The organism is Pedobacter jaeyakensis, from assembly GCF_054461315.1.
Genome location: NZ_CM136921.1, coordinates 3955054 through 3974718, shown reverse-complemented (window position 1 = coordinate 3974718; position 19665 = coordinate 3955054). Strand labels below are relative to the sequence as shown.

At 41.1% G+C, this 19665-nt stretch carries 14 protein-coding genes, 2 tRNA genes and 3 rRNA genes; 10 read left to right on the top strand and 9 right to left on the bottom strand.

Features of this window, described 5'->3' with window-relative positions; all coding sequences use genetic code 11:
- From ACXZ1K_RS17660 to ACXZ1K_RS17640, 5 genes are all read right to left on the bottom strand, one after another.
- The gene (locus ACXZ1K_RS17660) at positions 1-384 is read right to left on the bottom strand and encodes a BlaI/MecI/CopY family transcriptional regulator (RefSeq protein WP_458971002.1); all 384 of its coding nucleotides are present in this window, start codon (positions 382-384) and stop codon (positions 1-3) included.
- Positions 385-461: 77 nt separating this feature from the next.
- Positions 462-1403, bottom strand: a complete 942-nt coding sequence (porD, locus tag ACXZ1K_RS17655; RefSeq protein ID WP_458971001.1) for a type IX secretion system protein PorD — start codon at positions 1401-1403, stop codon at positions 462-464.
- Positions 1400-2599, bottom strand: a complete 1200-nt coding sequence (coaBC, locus tag ACXZ1K_RS17650) for a bifunctional phosphopantothenoylcysteine decarboxylase/phosphopantothenate--cysteine ligase CoaBC (protein ID WP_458971000.1) — start codon at positions 2597-2599, stop codon at positions 1400-1402. The genes porD and coaBC overlap by 4 nt, the downstream gene beginning before the upstream one ends.
- A gap of 41 nt (positions 2600-2640) precedes the next feature.
- Complete coding sequence (locus ACXZ1K_RS17645; RefSeq protein ID WP_458970999.1) at positions 2641-2967, bottom strand: DNA-directed RNA polymerase subunit omega; 327 nt, start codon at positions 2965-2967, stop codon at positions 2641-2643.
- Positions 2967-3893 carry an outer membrane protein assembly factor BamD gene (locus ACXZ1K_RS17640; protein ID WP_458970998.1) on the bottom strand — a complete coding sequence of 309 codons (927 nt, stop codon included), beginning with the start codon at positions 3891-3893 and terminating at the stop codon, positions 2967-2969. The genes ACXZ1K_RS17645 and ACXZ1K_RS17640 overlap by 1 nt, the downstream gene beginning before the upstream one ends.
- A gap of 362 nt (positions 3894-4255) precedes the next feature.
- Here ACXZ1K_RS17640 and ACXZ1K_RS17635 point away from each other — a divergent pair, with 362 nt between their 5' ends.
- Genes ACXZ1K_RS17635 through ACXZ1K_RS17625 form a run of 3 tightly spaced genes read left to right on the top strand, consistent with a single transcriptional unit; the run spans position 4256 to position 6470 of the window.
- Positions 4256-4684 carry a DUF6526 family protein gene (locus ACXZ1K_RS17635; RefSeq protein ID WP_458970997.1) on the top strand — a complete coding sequence of 143 codons (429 nt, stop codon included), beginning with the start codon at positions 4256-4258 and terminating at the stop codon, positions 4682-4684.
- An 8-nt stretch (positions 4685-4692) separates the two neighbouring features.
- Positions 4693-5403: a DUF92 domain-containing protein gene (locus ACXZ1K_RS17630; RefSeq protein ID WP_458970996.1), complete on the top strand. Its 711-nt coding sequence runs from the start codon at positions 4693-4695 to the stop codon at positions 5401-5403.
- A 2-nt stretch (positions 5404-5405) separates the two neighbouring features.
- The gene (locus ACXZ1K_RS17625; RefSeq protein ID WP_458970995.1) at positions 5406-6470 is read left to right on the top strand and encodes a carboxypeptidase-like regulatory domain-containing protein; all 1065 of its coding nucleotides are present in this window, start codon (positions 5406-5408) and stop codon (positions 6468-6470) included.
- Between the two features lie 25 nt (positions 6471-6495).
- On the opposite strand, the gene ACXZ1K_RS17620 is transcribed toward ACXZ1K_RS17625, so the two are convergent.
- Complete coding sequence (locus ACXZ1K_RS17620) at positions 6496-7788, bottom strand: MFS transporter (RefSeq protein ID WP_458970994.1); 1293 nt, start codon at positions 7786-7788, stop codon at positions 6496-6498.
- A 114-nt stretch (positions 7789-7902) separates the two neighbouring features.
- Between ACXZ1K_RS17620 and ACXZ1K_RS17615 the strand changes: the two genes are divergently transcribed.
- Positions 7903-8142, top strand: a complete 240-nt coding sequence (locus tag ACXZ1K_RS17615) for a hypothetical protein (protein ID WP_458970993.1) — start codon at positions 7903-7905, stop codon at positions 8140-8142.
- 9 nt (positions 8143-8151) lie between these two features.
- Here the strand turns inward: ACXZ1K_RS17615 and ACXZ1K_RS17610 are convergent, their stop codons facing one another.
- A complete protein-coding gene (locus ACXZ1K_RS17610; protein WP_458970992.1) occupies positions 8152-8757 on the bottom strand; it encodes a DUF2238 domain-containing protein in 606 nt (201 codons plus the stop codon).
- A gap of 1276 nt (positions 8758-10033) precedes the next feature.
- Between ACXZ1K_RS17610 and ACXZ1K_RS17605 the strand changes: the two genes are divergently transcribed.
- The 6 genes from ACXZ1K_RS17605 to ACXZ1K_RS17580 all read left to right on the top strand — a co-directional run bounded on the left by ACXZ1K_RS17605 (position 10034) and on the right by ACXZ1K_RS17580 (position 16555).
- Positions 10034-11556 (top strand): 16S ribosomal RNA (locus ACXZ1K_RS17605).
- 117 nt (positions 11557-11673) lie between these two features.
- Positions 11674-11748: transfer RNA gene (locus tag ACXZ1K_RS17600), tRNA-Ile, on the top strand.
- A 15-nt stretch (positions 11749-11763) separates the two neighbouring features.
- A tRNA-Ala gene (locus ACXZ1K_RS17595) sits at positions 11764-11840 on the top strand.
- A 290-nt stretch (positions 11841-12130) separates the two neighbouring features.
- A 23S ribosomal RNA gene (locus tag ACXZ1K_RS17590) occupies positions 12131-15009 on the top strand.
- 158 nt (positions 15010-15167) lie between these two features.
- A 5S ribosomal RNA gene (gene rrf, locus ACXZ1K_RS17585) occupies positions 15168-15279 on the top strand.
- Together the 16S, 23S and 5S rRNA genes with 2 tRNA genes alongside form the textbook arrangement of a ribosomal RNA operon.
- A gap of 295 nt (positions 15280-15574) precedes the next feature.
- A complete protein-coding gene (locus ACXZ1K_RS17580) occupies positions 15575-16555 on the top strand; it encodes an acyl-ACP desaturase (protein ID WP_458970991.1) in 981 nt (326 codons plus the stop codon).
- A 77-nt stretch (positions 16556-16632) separates the two neighbouring features.
- Here ACXZ1K_RS17580 and pafA read toward each other — a convergent pair whose 3' ends face one another.
- Entirely contained in the window at positions 16633-18303 is a 1671-nt protein-coding gene (gene pafA, locus ACXZ1K_RS17575) for an alkaline phosphatase PafA (protein ID WP_458970990.1), read from the bottom strand.
- Positions 18304-18374: 71 nt separating this feature from the next.
- Positions 18375-19661 carry a bifunctional folylpolyglutamate synthase/dihydrofolate synthase gene (locus tag ACXZ1K_RS17570; protein ID WP_458970989.1) on the bottom strand — a complete coding sequence of 429 codons (1287 nt, stop codon included), beginning with the start codon at positions 19659-19661 and terminating at the stop codon, positions 18375-18377.
- Positions 19662-19665 lie beyond the last annotated feature (4 nt).

The following is a 19665-nucleotide window of genomic DNA, read 5'->3' as shown; positions in this document are numbered from 1 at the left end:
TTATTTCTTGCTAAGTTGATCTAAATATTCCTTGATCGAATCTATCTCATCTTTACTTGCGCTATGGTTACCCAGCGCCTGCATCACCAATCTTGCTGCTGATCCGTTAAAAACGTTATCTATCATTTTATTAACCAGTTGCTGTTGCGTTTTTTGCTGATTTATCAATGATTTATATAAGTGGGTTTTTGAAGAAGTATCACGTGAAAGCAATCCTTTTTCATGCATTATTTGCATCAACTTTAAAGTAGTGGTATAACCTGCAGCTTTGCTTTTTTCAAGAATTTCGTGTACATCGCGCACCGTGCATTCGCCCTTTTCCCAAATGATCTGTAGTATTTCCAGTTCGCTTTCTGTAGGCTTAAGATTGTTGGATACTGTCATATATTCGTTATACGAATTGTTTCGTATTCAAATGTACGAATGTATTCGTATAATCAAAATAATTTTAACAGTTTTAGCTAATTATTTTTATTGTCTTGATTTAGAGTGGTAGAAGCTCTTTTCAATGCTTCATATTTGTTGATGTTTGCGGGGTCAACTTCAATCAAAAGATTATAGGCCTTCAACTTATCAGAAGGATCGCCGGTAGGTGTTGAGAAAATATTGACTACTTCATCAGCTTTACTGGCAAAATAAAAATTAGGGAAGATGGAACCTAATTTCTGCTTGTCCATTTGTTTAAGACCACCAAGAAGGCTAATCATTTTTTTTACACCTCTGCCGGTGTTGTCTTGTAGTTTGTCCAGCCCATTAAAATGATAATCATATATAAATACCCTTAGGTCTTCGAACCCTTTATTCAGTAAGTTTTCGTTCAACCAGTACCGATTTCTTAACCCATCAAATGCTTTCCATCCTTTATTTGAAGATACCTGGGCATTATTTAGCAGTGTTAATGCTTTTTTATAATAGAAAGTTCCCCCAAGAGGACTAAAACTATCTTTGTCCAATCCAATTATAGTGTAAGCATAAAAGCCGAGCAAGGAACTTAGATTTGATATGAAATTCTGATCTGAAAAATCCAACGACTGCCCTTCAGTATAATTAAAATCGAAGTCTTTATCACTCAAATTTAATAGTGTACTGTTGTAAGCAGTGCCATAGACCGGTCGGCTAGACTGGAGTTGTGCTTCAGCCTTGTAAGCAGAATTTCCATCCCATTCCGTGATCGTAATTACGAAATTACACTCAATTCTTTCCTGCGGAGCGTAGTTCTCATTACTCCATTTGTTGTTATTTAAGAATTCTCTAATGTTTTTTTGTAAGACATCAAGATTTCTCTTGTCAATATTAGGTACAGTAGGGGCCAAGATCTGGACCCGCGCATTCAATTCCTGAGCTTTTAGTATAGGAGTGCTAAATAATACCAATAAGAAAACAAGAGAATAATAATATTTCATTTTGAAATCATCTTTAACACTTCAGCGCAGATATCTTTTGCAACCTCGATTTTTGACTTTACTTCAAAGACCTTTTTTTCAAACGCCTTATTAAAGATAGTTATTTTATTGGTTTCAGACTTAAACCCGGCGCCTTTATCGTTTAAGGAATTTAGTACAATAAAGTCCAGGTTTTTTTTCTTTAGTTTAGCCAATGCGTGTTCTTCTTCGTTATTGGTTTCAAGTGCAAAGCCAACCAATAGTTGCCCGGCAGTTTTTAAATTACCTAGAGTTGTCAGTATGTCTTCGGTTTTCTTCAGACTCAGGCTAAACTCATCTGTAGTTTTTTTAATCTTCTGTTGTTCCTGAACCTGGGGCGTATAATCAGCTACCGCTGCTGTCATTACTGTGATGTTCGCATTTTTAAACTCAACTTTGCATGCCTCCAGCATCTGTGCCGCACTAACAATATCAATGCGTTTTATTCCTGGGTCATTCTTTTCAGCACTCGGACCGCTTATTAGCGTAACTTCAGCACCCAGCCTTTGAAATTCATGGGCAACAGCAAAGCCCATTTTTCCTGAAGAGTGATTTCCAATAAAGCGAACAGGGTCAATGGCTTCATATGTAGGACCAGCGGTAACTAGAACCTTTTTTCCAAGAAGAGGCAAACCCTGAGTTATTGCCGATAATAAATTTGATAGGATCTCTTCAGGCTCGGCCATTCTTCCTTCTCCATATAAACCACTGGCAAGTTCACCTGTGCCCGGCGAGATCAGTATATTTCCGTAAGAAAGTAATGTCTTTACATTGTGATGGGTACTTTCATGCTTCCACATGTCCAGATCCATTGCTGGTGCGAAGTAAACAGGGCATTTTGCGGAAAGATAAACAGCGGTCAAAAGATTGTCGCACAATCCATTTGCCATTTTGGCAATAGTGTTCGCGCTTGCTGGAGCAATGATCATGTAATCAGCCCAGAGACCCAACTCAACATGGTTACTCCAGACACCAGTTTCGGCTTCAAAGTATTGCGTATATACTGGATTTTTTGAGAGGGTAGCAAGGGTTAGCGGCGTGATGAAATTCGCAGCATCCGAGGTAAGAATTATTTTAACGTTTGCGCCAGCTTTTACAAGCAGCCTTACTAAAGTTGCCGATTTATAAGCTGCGATGCTGCCGCAAACGCCCAATAATATTTTTTTATTTTTTAGCATGGTTATTAATGCATTTATGCAATCTAAGCCAATGCCAGGTACTATTGCTGCTCTTTAGCAGGATTTCTGTGATAAATTTTGTCGTTAAGGAATTCATCAACGGCAATAAGGCTAGGCTTAGGCATACGCTCATAGTGCTTGCTGATTTCAATTTGCTCCCTATTTTCAAAAATCTCCTCCAAATTATCGTTAGAAGAAGCAAATTCAGCTAATTTGCCATGTAATTCTTCTTTCATATTGTTAGAAATCTGGTTAGCCCTTTTAGAAATAATTACTAAAGACTCATAGATGTTTCCTGTTTTCTGATCAAGATCATTAACATTTCTTGTAACCGTAGTATTCGGAACTGCAGATTTATTCGTATTCATTATTTTATTGGGGTTTTAATGGTAGTATCTCTTTTACTTTTTGATTCTTTAGAAAGCTGAGCCTTATATTTTTCGTTCAGCGCAGTTTGTGTAGCGAAATAATTTTTTGCAGAAACGATTCCTGCTTCACTGTCTTTTTTAAGGTCTTTTGCTTCAGCTAAAAGCGCACTCTGTGGATGAGATTCTATAAACTCATTTGCATAAGTAATCGCTTCATTAAACCGGTCTTCCTGACGTTCTTCAGTACTGTTCTTGGCGTATGCATACTGGGATTTTACAATCAGAAGATCCATCTCCTCAGCATACTTAATATCAGGGAACTCGATCTGCGCATTTTTCAAAGCAATAACGGCAGATTTATAATTTGTGATGTCATATCCACCTAATTCAAAATACATCTTTGCATTTGCAAAAGCTTTATCTTCCAACTTTGAACGTAAGATGGCAATATACTTCGTTGCCTCAACGGCGCGCTCAGTTTTAGGATAAAAGTTAATAAAAAGCTGAAGTGCATCTATCGCTTTATAAGTGTTTTCTTGATCAAGACTTGGTTCTGGCGATTCCAGATAATAGCAATAAGCGCTCATATAGCGGCATTCCTCTGCATATTCACTGGTCGGGTAAGTATCAGCAAATACCTTAAACTGATATCTTGCAGTCGTGTAATCCTTTAATTTATAAAGCGTCATCGCATAATAGTAATTCAACTGCTGCGCCCCGTCTCTCCCTCTGTATTTTTGTGATAGGTCTTCAAATAAGATTAACGCTTTACTGTAGCTCTTCTTATTATAAAGCCGCATCGCCTCCTGATTTTTTTTAGCAACATCATTACTTAACCTAATTTTTTCGAACTGACTTTTACAGCCCGCAATGGTAAGCGCAATGATGGTAAAACTTAATAGTGTTATGTGTTTAATTTTAAACATTCTGCAAAGATAAGTAATATTACGACAACGTCAATTAAAATAATAGGACGCTAAGCTATGTAAAAGGTACATAATCAAGTCGGCAGTTAACATTATTTAACAAATCAAACTCAAGTTTTCCTGATCTGTCATTGGAAAGTAAATGCTAAAACATCCCACATCTGTTAATAGAATTCTATCGTTTGTTAAACAGAAGCGGGTGAGACGACGATTGGTTTTGAAAAGAGAGGTGAGGGTGATTACACACGTGAGACGGAAAAGAGGGGAACGGGAAAAGACCCGGAGGATTTATCTTCCGGGTTTTTATTTACCCGGATAATCGCGAACTAAAGATTTTTGTACCTTTAATAAAAAAGCCACTAATGCAGAACTATAAAAATCATATTCGCTTCTACATCCCTCATCATTTTGTTTTCTACCCCATTTTAGGTTTTTTAATTGCATTTGCTGCTTATCAGGCATTTTCTGGCGAAAATCATTTGATCTGGATTTTTATGGTAGTGTTGCTGCTCATGCTCGGCTGGCTGTCTTACATGCTTAGACAGCATTATGCATTGGTTCTTCAAAACCGTATTGTCGTGTTGGAGATGAGATTTAGGTATTATGTGCTTACTAAAGAAAGATTCGAACTGATTGAAGATAGGTTAACATTCGGACAAATAGCAGCGCTCCGCTTTGCTCCGGATGAAGAATTACCCGAACTGGTGAATAAAGCCATTAGCGAAGGGCTTTCTGCTGATCAAATCAAGAAATCAATAATAAACTGGTCGCCAGATTTGAAAAGAGTATAGCACTGACCATGGCAACAAAGGAGATTTTTACTGCCGTATTGTTATTGGTTTCTGTTATAGCCTGTGTTAAAACAAAGAAACTTACTCCAGCTGCATCCGCACTTGCTGCGGTTATCGGAATGATAGTTTACCTTGCTGCTGATCTAACGGGTATATTTTCATTGTTACTTTTTTTTATTTTGAGCGTTATCGCAACGAGTCACAAAAAGCAATTTAAGGCCAAATATGAGACAGATCCTGGCAATCCAGATGGTAGAACAATTGGACAGGTTTTTGCAAATGGCGGGATGGCAGGGATTATGGCAATCAGCGCTTTAATTTTTCCTTTACATGCCCAATTATTTCTTGCAATGATGAGCGCTAGTTTGGCCGCGGCTCTTAGTGATACCCTATCTTCTGAGCTCGGTACGGTGTACGGCAGCCGTTTTTTCAATGTGCTTACCTTTAAAAAAGATCTGCGCGGTTTAGACGGAGTGGTGAGCCTGGAAGGAACACTGATTGGTTTTATAGGTGCTTTACTAGTTGGCTTTGCATTTTCAGGTTTCAGTAAAATGGCGATCCTAATAACTTTATCCGGATTTTTAGGTAATATAACCGACTCATTTTTAGGCGCCTGGTTGGAAAGAAAAGGTAACGCAGGTAATAATTTGGTCAACTTTTTAAGCACGTTTTTCGCAGCTATTACAATGGCTGGGTTAATAATATTATTTAAGCTATGAGAATGGTCTTACGTGTAATGGTATTGGTTTTCCTGTCTGTCGCCACTCAAGCACAAACATCTTTTAATATTTCTGGAACGGTGAAAACTACGGATGGCAAGCCAATTGAATCCGCAACCGTTTTCATAAATGGCTCCAAACAGATAACTAAGACTGATGCTCAGGGTAATTTTATTTTTCCAAAAGTCAACCCCGGGACGTACGAAGTAGTTGTCAATATGATTGGATTTGCATCAGTTAAACAAAATGTAATCATTCAGGATAAATCTGTAGCCATAAGCATTGCCTTATCTGAAAAGCAAATAGTGCTTGCCGAAGTTATGATTGGAGATGGTTCAGGACGGGCCGCTCAAGTTAAAACCTTTATTAAGAATTTTCTTGGTGAATCTGAGAATGCCCGCAATTGCAAGATACTAAACACCGAGTTACTGGACTTTAGCACAAAAAAGACTTTGCTGGAAGCCACTACCAGCGACTTCCTGTTGATAGAGAATCGAAATCTTGGTTACAACATTAAGTACTTGTTACGGAATTTCCGTTTTAACAGTGGTACAGGTATCACCAGCTATGATGGTGAATCGATTTTTGAGAATATGCAAGGCGACGAAAGGCAGCAGGCGCAATGGAAGGTAAATCGAAAAAAAGCTTATGAAGGATCATTAATGCATTACTTAAGGTCACTTTATTTAAATACAACCAGAGAAGAAGGTTTTTTAACCTATAACATTACCAATAGAGTGGAACCTTTAACGCTGGATCCAAATCCAGTCAACATGGAGCAATTTCTCTTTACCGTTGACAGCAATTTTGTGGAGATGAAATTTAAACAGCGACTCTACATAATTCACGATGTTAAAGCCGCTTCAGTTGAGGACGAAACCTCAAAGCAAGAATCAATTACCAAAGAAATGGGGAAAAATGGCTCCATCATGCAGCTCTATCTGACAAACGCCGTTATTGATAAAAAGGGGAGCTATGTAGATTATAGGAGTTTTTATATACAAGGCTTTTGGGGTAGGAAGAGAATCGGCGACCAGCTACCATTTGAATACCAACCCGGAGATTAGTTTTCAAAACCTAAGTATGCCGAGATTAATGCGGATCATCATTAAGGGAAGAATTCTTACGTGTATCTTTCATAAACACATACACCATTAGCGATAGGAAAATGCATCCAGTAATATACCAATAGTAATACGGCTCATGCCCAATTCCTTTGAGCCATAGGGCGATGTATTCTGCAGTTCCTCCAAAAATAGCTACAGTTAATGCGTAAGGAAGACCAACCCCAAGGGCCCGTACCTCTGCTGGAAACAATTCAGCTTTAACTATTGCATTGATACTGGTATAACCGCTAACAATTACTAAACCCGCAATTAGCAGAAAAAAGGCCATCCATTGGGAGTCTGTATTACTTAGGGCGGTTAGTAGTGGCACGGTGAATAATGTTCCCAGAATCCCGAACCCAATTAACAAAGGCCTACGACCGATTCTATCAGATAGTGCCCCAAACAATGGCTGTAAAGAAGCAAAAATAAGCAAGGTAACAAATGACATTAAAGTAGATTGCTCCTTGGTTAAGTGAACGGTATTAACCAGGAACTTTTGCATGTATGTAGTATAAGTATAGAACGCCAACGTGCCACCCAGCGTAAGCCCTATAACTGTAATTATGGCTTTTGGATGTTTGCCTAGTTCTCCAAGCGTGCCTTTTTTATTTTCGCCCTTTGCCTTTTGATTGGAGAATGCGGCTGTTTCTTCTAGATTATTCCGGAGATATAAAGCTACAATAGATAAGATAGCTCCAATCACGAAAGGCAATCTCCAACCCCAGACTATTAGCTGCTGATCAGTTAGAAAAACTTTTTGTAACACCAACTGTACGGCAAGTGCCAGCAATTGTCCGCCAATTAAAGTTACATATTGAAAACTAGAATAAAAGCCACGCCTGTTCTTTGTAGCCATTTCGCTTAGATATGTTGCGGATACACCATACTCTCCACCAACACTAAGTCCTTGTAATAATCGGGCGGTAAGTAATAATATAGGTGCAAATATTCCGATGGTGTGGTAATTGGGGGTAAGGGCTATCATTAAAGAGCCAAAAGACATCAGTAAAACCGACATTGTCATGGCCTGTTTGCGACCAAGTCTGTCGGCAAGCCGCCCAAATAGGTAGCCGCCTAGCGGCCTCATTAAAAATCCAAGTGCAAATATCCCTGCTGTGTTTAATAGTTGCGCTGTTGCATCTCCCTTGGGAAAAAAGGAAGCCGAAAAATAAATGGCAAAAGCTGAATAAGCATACCAATCGTACCATTCGACCAGATTTCCTGCTGATCCGCCAATTATAGCCTTTAGGTGCTTTACTGATATTTTGTCTTCCATCTATTCAAAAGTAACTTATTTAGTTAAATTTTATAGTTGAGTAACTATTGCGCTTGTATGTACTAAAACAATTTTGGTGTTACAGTAGTATATATAGGTACAAACCCGATTACAATGGAAAACTCAAAAGATCTACATTTGAATATAGAAACAGTTACCCCTGACACAGAAAAGGACGGACAGCCTAATGATCGGAAAGCTGAAGTAATGCCCAATCAGCAAGGTTCAACTAATGAAAAGGCTGTTGAAAGTGAGGAGATTCATGGTCAACCAGAAAGCGACAAACAGGAGGACGAGCCTGCGGAACAAGATAAACCAGACGAAGGTTCAGAAATAGAGACCGTTAGTCCGTAGCCGCTGGATTTATTTAGCTGTTAATTGCGCTATAGACTTGTCTTGGATCTTTGCGAATAATAAAATTGAAACGGTAGCCCCTATGAGCGCAGTTAACATATCAGATTGGGTGTCCCAGATGTAGCCCTGTGTTCCCAAAAACGCATCACCGGATTCTCCCGTATTTACGGAAACGAACCATTCAATTAGTTCATAAAAAGCACTTATTGCCAAGGCTATGCTTACAATAATGAAACCTAACCACTTTTTGCCGTTCACCACATTTTTTCTCATGAATATTTCCCTGATGATGAGTGCAGGGACAAAGCCTTGTGCGAAATGCCCAACCTTATCATAGTTGTTCCTTGATTGATGGAAGATTTCTTTGATCCAATCAAATAAGTGGACTTTTGCATAGGTATAATGTCCACCAACGATGAGTATGATACAATGAATTAGGATGATGATGTAAGTAAAGTTGCTGAATCTGAATTTTTTATAGGTTAGTATCAATACAAGTACGCCCAGAAAGGCAGGTATACACTCAAGAAACCAAGTAAATATTTCATAGCATCCTATGAATGATAATATGGTAGCGAATATAAATATGCCGAGTAACGTTAACAGAAGTTTCATATGATATATATTATGCCTATGAAGGTAGGGAAAATTAAATTTACTTGGTTAAAGGTGCGTACCCCGAGCATTAGGTAATCTATTAACTCCTCTAAACATTCTCCAAAATCACTAAAATGCTATCTGGCATTGTTGTTCCTTCGCTATGGGTTATGTATTAGTCTTTTAATCCTATGATATTGATAAGTCATTGCTTAGCTATTGGCTCGTCTTCAGTCGAGTGAAAGATTAATCAAGGACCTACCAAGGACCTACCAACGACTAACCAACCTATACTGCAACTCGTGTCTTGTCCGTCTGTCCTGTACTGACATAAGTTTACATTATGTCCGATACTGGAAACGCTTTGCAGTTTTTGAGGTTGGTAAAAACTTAACATGTCTTGTCCTGAAATAAATATACAGTTTAGTGATTTAATTTTATATTGAACATCGTGATGAATTTCACTGCTTCTATATTTCTGAAAAATTGTCAAATACAGATCCTTTGCAGTTAGAAAGGTCACGGTTTACCTGCCTTTAAATACACGTAGTCATGATTTTGGATAAAAAAGGGCTTTTAAATGGGTTTGGGACGGCTTGAGCCGTTGCAGACCCGTTACTAACCCGTTACTGACCCGTTGCAAATCCCTTGTTTTTATTACGCCTTTTGCTGCCGGTGGTATAGGCACACCACTGGGTTCAACTTTTTCTTGTTGTTTATTAGGGTGTTAGCTGAGGTTAACAAATTAGTTGATATAAATGTTTGGTGTGGTTGAAATTTTTTCTACTTTTGCAACCCGCTACGGAGGGAAGGATAAGAATGATTGGGGTAGTTAGGGATTAGTACATTGATAAGCTGGGGTAAGGGATTGAGATTGTTGAGTTATTTGTTTTAGGGTTTTAAAGGACTTTAAAAAAAAGATTAAAAAAAGCTTGACAAGATCAAAAAGATTCTTACCTTTGCAGTCCCAACAAAACGGGGATTTACCGGACGGAGTCTGGTAAGTATAACAAAGATTGAAAGGATGTGATTTTAAACAGATGCGGGGATGATAAAGACCTTGCAGAAACACAGGGATCATGTTTATAAGATATAGAAGGGAGAACCGCGAGGAGATTCCGACAAGTTCATTAAAGAGATGTCATTTATAGCGTAGCGAGGTAAGAGAGTGCTGATTCAAAGTACATGATACCAGTGCTATTATTTTAGAGTTAATTTCTATCAGACAATACAAATAGAATAAAGACTATTATTAATTAAGTTAAGAATGGTCAGCGTTCAAACAACACATTTTACAATGGAGAGTTTGATCCTGGCTCAGGATGAACGCTAGCGGCAGGCCTAATACATGCAAGTCGAACGATAGATTGGTGCTTGCACTAATCGAAAAGTGGCGCACGGGTGCGTAACGCGTATGCAACCTACCTTATTCAGGGGGATAGCCCGAAGAAATTCGGATTAACACCGCATAAAATCACAGCTCAGCATTGAGTAATGATCAAATATTTATAGGAATAAGATGGGCATGCGTGTCATTAGCTAGTTGGCGGGGTAACGGCCCACCAAGGCGACGATGACTAGGGGATCTGAGAGGATGACCCCCCACACTGGTACTGAGACACGGACCAGACTCCTACGGGAGGCAGCAGTAAGGAATATTGGTCAATGGAGGCAACTCTGAACCAGCCATGCCGCGTGCAGGAAGACAGCCCTCTGGGTCGTAAACTGCTTTTATTCGGGAATAAACCTTTCTACGTGTAGGAAGCTGAATGTACCGAAGGAATAAGGATCGGCTAACTCCGTGCCAGCAGCCGCGGTAATACGGAGGATCCAAGCGTTATCCGGATTTATTGGGTTTAAAGGGTGCGTAGGCGGCTTATTAAGTCAGGGGTGAAAGACGGTGGCTCAACCATCGCAGTGCCTTTGATACTGATGAGCTTGAATGAACTAGAGGTAGGCGGAATGTGACAAGTAGCGGTGAAATGCATAGATATGTCACAGAACACCGATTGCGAAGGCAGCTTACTATGGTTTTATTGACGCTGAGGCACGAAAGCGTGGGGATCAAACAGGATTAGATACCCTGGTAGTCCACGCCCTAAACGATGAATACTCGCTGTTAGCGATATACAGTTAGCGGCTAAGCGAAAGCGTTAAGTATTCCACCTGGGGAGTACGCCCGCAAGGGTGAAACTCAAAGGAATTGACGGGGGCCCGCACAAGCGGAGGAGCATGTGGTTTAATTCGATGATACGCGAGGAACCTTACCCGGGCTTGAAAGTTAGTGAATGATTTAGAGATAGATCAGTGAGCAATCACACGAAACTAGGTGCTGCATGGCTGTCGTCAGCTCGTGCCGTGAGGTGTTGGGTTAAGTCCCGCAACGAGCGCAACCCCTATGTTTAGTTGCCAGCACGTTAAGGTGGGGACTCTAAACAGACTGCCTGTGCAAACAGAGAGGAAGGAGGGGACGACGTCAAGTCATCATGGCCCTTACGTCCGGGGCTACACACGTGCTACAATGGATGGTACAGAGGGCAGCAAGCTGGTAACAGCAAGCAAATCTCAAAAAGCCATTCACAGTTCGGATAGAGGTCTGCAACTCGACCTCTTGAAGTTGGATTCGCTAGTAATCGCGTATCAGCAATGACGCGGTGAATACGTTCCCGGGCCTTGTACACACCGCCCGTCAAGCCATGGAAGTTGGGGGTACCTAAAGTATGTAACCGCAAGGAGCGTCCTAGGGTAAAACCGATAACTGGGGCTAAGTCGTAACAAGGTAGCCGTACCGGAAGGTGCGGCTGGAATACCTCCTTTCTGGAGTAGGATTGACTACTCGCTACGTAAAATGATATAAATGACACAAGATCTCAAAAAAGAAAACCCATAGGATGAAACATCACATAGTGTTCTCATACTGCAGTAAAGACAATTAGTCCCGTAGCTCAGTTTGGTTAGAGCACTACACTGATAATGTAGGGGTCAGCAGTTCAAATCTGCTCGGGACTACATATTGAATCTTAAGGGGGATTAGCTCAGCTGGCTAGAGCGCCTGCCTTGCACGCAGGAGGTCAACGGTTCGACTCCGTTATTCTCCACCATCACCGGTACTTAATATAAAAGGTACAGAAATAGGGAAACTGGCAACAGCCGACCCGGGATTGAAAAGTTCTTTGACATATTGGAAGAAGTTAAAAAAGAAGAGCAAACAACAATAGATAGGTTGTTAGCTTGGACAGAAGAAACAGTTATGTACACGTTACGATGTACTGAACAGAAGGATTTATCCGGACAGGGAAGTTAGTGGCAGTTATGTACTATGTATTTTGTTCGTAAAGAGTTAACAATGATCAAAAAAAGCATTTCCATAGGCGCAAAAGGCTATGGAGAGAAGAAAGTAAATAAGAGCACACAGGGGATGCCTTGGCTCTCAGAGGCGATGAAGGACGTGATAAGCTGCGATAAGCACTGGGGATTAGCAAATATGAATTGATCCGGTGATTTCCGAATGGGGAAACCTGGCTAGTTGAAGACTAGTCGTATATAATACGCAAACCTGCCGAACTGAAACATCTAAGTAAGCAGAGGAAGAGAAAATAATAATGATTTCCTAAGTAGTGGCGAGCGAACGGGAAAGAGCCCAAACCACTTATGTTACGGCATATGTGGGGTTGTAGGACTACGATATGATTATAATGCAATGAAGTGGAACAGGATGGGAAGCCTGGCAATATAGAGTGAGAGCCTCGTACACGTAAGTACCATTAGTCTAGTAGTATCCTGAGTACCGCGAGGTCGGAGACGCCTTGTGGGAATCTGCCGGCACCATCCGGTAAGGCTAAATACTCCTGAGAGACCGATAGTGAACCAGTACCGTGAGGGAAAGGTGAAAAGAACCCCGAACAGGGGAGTGAAATAGAACCTGAAACTGTGTGCTTACAAGCGGTCGGAGCGTCCAGGTGGCGTGACGGCGTGCCTTTTGCATAATGAGCCTACGAGTTACTCTTCTCTGGCAAGGTTAAGTGTTTAAGACACGGATCCGAAGCGAAAGCGAGTCTGAATAGGGCGTATAGTCAGGGGAGGTAGACGCGAAACCTTGTGATCTACCCATGGACAGGTTGAAGGTGCGGTAACACGTACTGGAGGACCGAACCGATAAACGTTGAAAAGTTTCCGGATGATCTGTGGGTAGGGGTGAAAGGCTAATCAAACTGGGAAATAGCTCGTACTCCCCGAAATGTTTTTAGGAACAGCGTGGTGGTTAAGTTAACTAGAGGTAGAGCTACTGATTGGGTGCGGGGGAGTCAAATCCTACCAAATCCAGACAAACTCCGAATGCTATTTAATATACACTGCAGTGAGGCGCGGGGTGCTAAGGTCACGCGCCGAGAGGGAAAGAACCCAGACCATCAGCTAAGGTCCCCAAGTTACAGTTAAGTTGAACTAACGAGGTCCGATTGCATAGACAGCTAGGATGTTGGCTTGGAAGCAGCCATTCATTTAAAGAGTGCGTAACAGCTCACTAGTCGAGCGATCGGGCATGGATAATAAACGGGCATTAAATTGTACACCGAAGCTATGGGTAATATTAATATTACGGTAGGGGAGCATTCCAGCGGCAGCGAAGCTATGACGTAAGTTGTGGTGGAGCTTCTGGAAAAGCAAATGTAGGCATAAGTAACGATAAGGCGGGCGAGAAACCCGCCCACCGAAAGGATAAGGTTTCCTGATCAACGCTAATCGGATCAGGGTTAGTCGGGGCCTAAGGAGAACCCGAGAGGGATATTCGATGGACAACGGATTAATATTTCCGTACTTTTTATAACTGCGATGTGGGGACGGAGTAGTGACACTGCCGCGATCTGACGGAATAGATCGTTAAAGGCTGTAGGTATTGGGACTGTAGGTAAATCCGCAGACCTAGCTGAACGCCGATAGTACCGCGAGCCTTCGGGTAAGTGGATAGCGCAGGTAATCAGACTTCCAAGAAAAACCGCTAAGCTTCAGGTTATAAAAACCCGTACCGCAAACCGACACAGGTATCCGGGAAGAGAATTCTAAGGTGCTCGAGTGAATCATGGCTAAGGAACTCGGCAAAATGGCCCTGTAACTTCGGGAGAAGGGGCGCTGGCAGCAATGTCAGCCGCAGTGAAAAGGCCCAGGCGACTGTTTAACAAAAACACATGGCTTTGCAAAATCGAAAGATGAAGTATAAGGCCTGACACCTGCCCGGTGCTGGAAGGTTAAGAGGGGATGTCATCCGCAAGGAGAAGCATTGAATCGAAGCCCCAGTAAACGGCGGCCGTAACTATAACGGTCCTAAGGTAGCGAAATTCCTTGTCGGGTAAGTTCCGACCTGCACGAATGGTGTAACGATCTGGGCGCTGTCTCAGCCATGAGCTCGGTGAAATTGTGGTCCCGGTGAAGACGCCGGGTACCCGCAACGGGACGGAAAGACCCCATGCACCTTCACTACAATTTAACATTGACATTGGATACAGGATGTGTAGGATAGGTGGGAGACTATGAAGCGGCGTCGCCAGGCGTCGTGGAGTCAACGTTGAAATACCACCCTTTCTGTATTCGGTGTCTAACTCCATCTAATGGAGGACATTGTTTGATGGGTAGTTTGACTGGGGTGGTCGCCTCCAAAAAGGTAACGGAGGCTTTCAAAGGTAAGCTCAATACGCTTGGTAACCGTATGAGGAGTGCAATAGCATAAGCTTGCTTGACTGTGAGACAGACAAGTCGATCAGGGTCGAAAGACGGATATAGTGATCCGGTGGTTCTGCATGGAAGGGCCATCGCTCAAAGGATAAAAGGTACGCTGGGGATAACAGGCTGATCTCCCCCAAGAGCTCATATCGACGGGGAGGTTTGGCACCTCGATGTCGGCTCGTCACATCCTGGGGCTGGAGAAGGTCCCAAGGGTTCGGCTGTTCGCCGATTAAAGTGGCACGCGAGCTGGGTTCAGAACGTCGCGAGACAGTTCGGTCCCTATCTGTTGTGGGCGTTGGAATTTTGAGTGGGGCTGACCTTAGTACGAGAGGACCGGGTTGGACTAGCCTCTAGTGAATCTGTTGTTCCGCCAGGGGCATTGCAGAGTAGCTACGCTGGGAATAGATAAGCGCTGAAAGCATCTAAGTGCGAAACTAGCCACGAGATGAGAATTCCATATAGGACCGTAGCAGACTACTACGTTGATAGGTTACAGATGTAAAGATGGCGACATCAAAGTCGAGTAATACTAATAATCCGAAGCTTTCAAGAGCATAGAACTGTTGTTTGTTCTTCCTAACTAACTTCTTTCAATAATATGTCATTGTTTACTGTTGTATTTAGTACATAGTACTTAGTATTTAGACAAATCGTCCGGATACTAGCTAACTAGTAAAATCTAAATACTAACTGCTAAACATTTAAAATATTCAGGTGCCTATATCGGTGGTGTCCACCTCTTCCCATTCCGAACAGAGAAGTTAAGCCCACCAGAGCCGATGGTACTGCGGTAACACGTGGGAGAGTAGGTCGGTGCCAGATCTTAAAGATACCCTGTAGTGAAAACTACAGGGTATTCTTGTTTATAACATAAACCAAAATCAAACACCTCTAACCTCAAAACAAAATCTCTGCCGCTGCACCGGCCCCAATACATGCACACCCACTTCCTGCAAACAGGATGTAAACAAAAATCTGGACAGTTTTGATCCAATTTGGTCAATGTAAATGTTAAATCAAGCCGTTTAAAAGCATAATACCTAATTAACATTCAGTTAAGCATCTGCTTTCTGCGAAAGTTTTGATATATTTGATACAAATTTAAAACGGGATAACAATGAGCTTTTTCGCAGAGAAAAGAAGGGAAGTGATGCTACACATAGAGAATTATATGCTTGATATGATGGGCACATACTTGAAGCCAATTGACACAAATTGGCAGCCATCTGATTTTTTGCCAGATTCTACCAGTGATACTTTTTTCCAGGATATAAAGCTTTTACGTGAAAATGCCAGAGATCTATCTTATGATCTTGTAGCGGTGTTGATTGGTGATACCATTACAGAAGAGGCTTTACCGACTTACGAGTCTTGGTTAAGCATGGTTGATGGAATTACCAGGAATGAAGAAGGCGGCTGGATGAAGTGGGTTCGTCATTGGACTGCTGAAGAAAACAGGCACGGTGATTTATTAAATAGATATCTTTATTTATCTGGCAGGGTTGATATGAGGCAGATGGAAATATCTACCCAATATCTAATTGCTGATGGTTTTGATATAGGTACCGGACATGATCCCTACAGAAACTTTATATATACCAGCTTTCAAGAGTTAGCTACGAATATTTCTCACAGAAGGGTGGCATCACTTGCCAAGAAAGATGGAGATGTGCTGCTTTCAAAGATGTGTGGGTTAATTGCTTCTGATGAGGCTCGTCATGCTAAAGCTTATAAAGATTTTATGAGTAAGATTTTCGAGGTTGATCCTAATGAAGCTATGATCGCTTTCGAAGATATGATGAGAAAGAAGATTGTGATGCCAGCACACTTTTTAAGAGAAATGGGTATGAAGATCGGTCAAACATTTGGTCATTTTACTGATGCTGCTCAACGTCTCGGTGTTTACACTGCGGTTGATTATGTAGAGATCATGCAACAATTAATAGAGGAATGGAAGCTGGAAAGCATGCGTGATCTTAATGAAGCTGGAGAGAAAGCAAGAGACTACATTATGGCGTTACCGAACAGGTTATTACGTGTTGCGGAGCGAATGAATAATCCTACCATGGAGTATAAATTTAGCTGGATACACAGTTAATTAGAATAATTTATTGATACTAATAAAGCCGTTTTGATATGCTCAAAACGGCTTTATTATTTTTACCATTTATAAGTTTACTGTTGATTTGTCAATTCGGTGATTGGCTCTCCAACACAACCGCTAGGCATTTGAATTTGAAGCATAGCCGCTAAAGTTGCGGAAATATCTGTCATGTAATGAGTCTTGTTGGTTTTACCTGGTTTAACGTGCCAACCCATAAATACACATGGGATATGGGAGTCATATGGATTCCAGGAGCCATGTGTGGTTCCTGTTTTACCTCCACCAAAATAGTTGGATTTTAGTACATAATAAACATCTCCACTCCTTTTGGCGTTGTAACCGTTGGTAACTGCTTTTTTAATTTGCTCCTGGATAGTTTCTGTTGCTAATTTTTCCAGATCAAATGCATCCATTACTGCATCTTCTCTTCTAAGCATTTCAATTGATAATGCTTTTATTGCAGTAAAGTCTGCTTTTGCATCTTTAATCGCTTCGTGATCAAAGTAAAGCTGACTGTTGGTGGATGTGATGATAGCTTTCTTCACTTTAAATTTATCTTCAATCAGCGTGTTCAATGATTTAATTACCTGAGAATCACTATAAAGCCCGCCAGGTAATTTATTTTCTTCCATGAAGCCAGGAACATGCGCTGCACCGTGATCTGCGGATAAAAAGAATAGGTAGTTCCCTTTTCCAATAGTTTTATCCAGGTAATTGAAAAACTCCTCTAGATCTCTATCTAATCTTAAATAAGTGTCTTCGGCCTCAATAGAGTTCGGACCGTATTGGTGACCAACATAATCTGTTGAAGAGCAGCTCACGGCGAGAAAGTCGGTCGCTTCACCTTTACCAAGATTTTCGGATAGTATGGCAAGCTTTGCCAAATCTAAAGTCATGGTATTTCCATAGGGTGTGCTTCTAATGATGTCGTAATTTTTACCAATGTATAGCTTCAGGGGGTGTGGAAAAGTAGGTGTTTCTTCACCTCTGGCCTTACCTTCATAAACTTTATTGTCGGCTGTACTTTGAGCATAGGTATTCAACGGGTAAAGTGTATTCCAGTTTTTATCGTAGAACTTATTGGCCAATTTTATTTTATTGTAGTCTGCAAGCCATGAAGGAAGTTCCGTCATGTAATGGGTGCTCGTAATCCAATCGCCTGTTTGACCATCGTACCAGTATGCAGCATTTGCAGAATGACCGGCAGGCATAATTGAACCTCTGTCTTTAAGGGAAATTCCGATCACCTTACTTTTAAAGTTAGTGGCCAGGCGGAGTTCATCTGTAATAGTGGTTACCAATAAGTTTTTAGGAGACATCTTTCCGGCAGTCGTATTGCTTCCTACGCTGGTAACTGAAGTGTCCTCAGCGCAATAAATGTTTCTCTTTAATTGCCTGTCATACCAATCATTACCTATTATTCCATTTAATGCGGGTACCGAGCCGGTATATATGCTTGCATGACCGCAGGCGGTATATGTTGGTGTATAGGGAATGAAAGTATTCTCTGCAGAAAATCCTTCATTTATTAGTCGTTTAAAGCCACCGTTTGAATATCTATTGTAATACCTGTACAAATAGTCCCAACGCATTTGGTCTATCACCATGCCAATAACCAGTTTTGGACGGGCAACATTGGCTGGAAATGTTTTAGTGGTTGTAATGGTCTTTTTCGATTGCGCAACACCTGCAGTGCTGATCATGCATGAAAGTATAAAAAAAAATGCTAATCTTTTTCTCATCTATTAGGTCTTATAATGGATTTAAAGGTAGTTACTTACCTTAACTCCATGTTTAATTTTGTGTAAAGATATTATAGTATTTCCGCTACTACAAATGTGCTTCCTCCAACAAATATCAGGTCTTTTTCACCAGCATTCGCTTTTGCAGCTTCTAAAGCTTTGGAAACAGATTGGTATGAATCACCATTCAGATTAAACATCTTTGCACTTTCCATAAGTTCGATTGCAGGGAGTGCGCGCTCCAAATGTGGCTGACAAAAGTAGTAGGTTGCTTCTATTGGCAATTGTTGGAGTACACCACTGATGTCTTTGTCCTTAACCATTCCAATTACCATATGAAGTTTATCGTATGGCGTGGCCTTAATATTTTTTACTACTTCTTGAATACCTGCTTGGTTATGCCCAGTGTCGCATATGATAAGTGGATGACTTCCCAGTATTTGCCATCTTCCCTGGAGTCCAGTTAAAGACTTTACGTTTCTAAGTGCATTTCTGATTGCAGACTCATCAACAGGAAATCCTTTTGAATTAAGAAGTTCTATTGCTTTTAAAACTGTAAGTAGATTTTTTTGTTGGTAGGAACCAGTTAGATCAAGTAATAGGTCTTTATATAAGATACCATCATCATTAGCGACTGACAGTTGCAATAGCTCTGCATTAGGTTTTATATCAATCACTTTTAGATCTCCCGATGCGAAATTAATTGCACTTTGTGTCTCTGCTGCTTTATTTATGAATACTGGATCTGCTTCAGTGTCGTGCTCGCCAATAACGATCGACACACTGGATTTGATGATTCCAGCCTTCTCTGAAGCAATCTCTGTTATAGTATTTCCCAGGATATTGGTGTGGTCAAGGCTGATATTAGTGATCACAGAAAGTTCTGGATTTATAATGTTGGTGGAGTCCAATCGTCCACCCAGGCCAACTTCAATTATTGCGATATCTACCTGTTCTTTTTCAAAATAGGAGAAAGCCATGGCTACTGTGACTTCAAAAAAAGAAGGATTTAGTTCTTCAATTAGTGCCTTTTGGTGTGTAACAAATTCTACGACAAAATTTTCCGTAACCATCACACCGTTAATTTTGATGCGTTCTCTGAAGTCCTTTAAATGGGGGGAGGTGTAAAGTCCAGTCTTGTATCCTGCCTGTTGAAAAATAGCAGCCAGCATATGGGAGGTTGAGCCTTTTCCATTGGTACCGGCGATGTGTACAGACTTGAATTTATTTTCAGGGTTTCCTAATGCGTTACATAACGCTATTGTGTTGTGAAGATCTTTTTTGAAAGCTACTGCACCAATTCTGGTGAACATAGGTAGTCTTTCATACAAGTATTCGATTGTAGTTTTATAATCCATTACT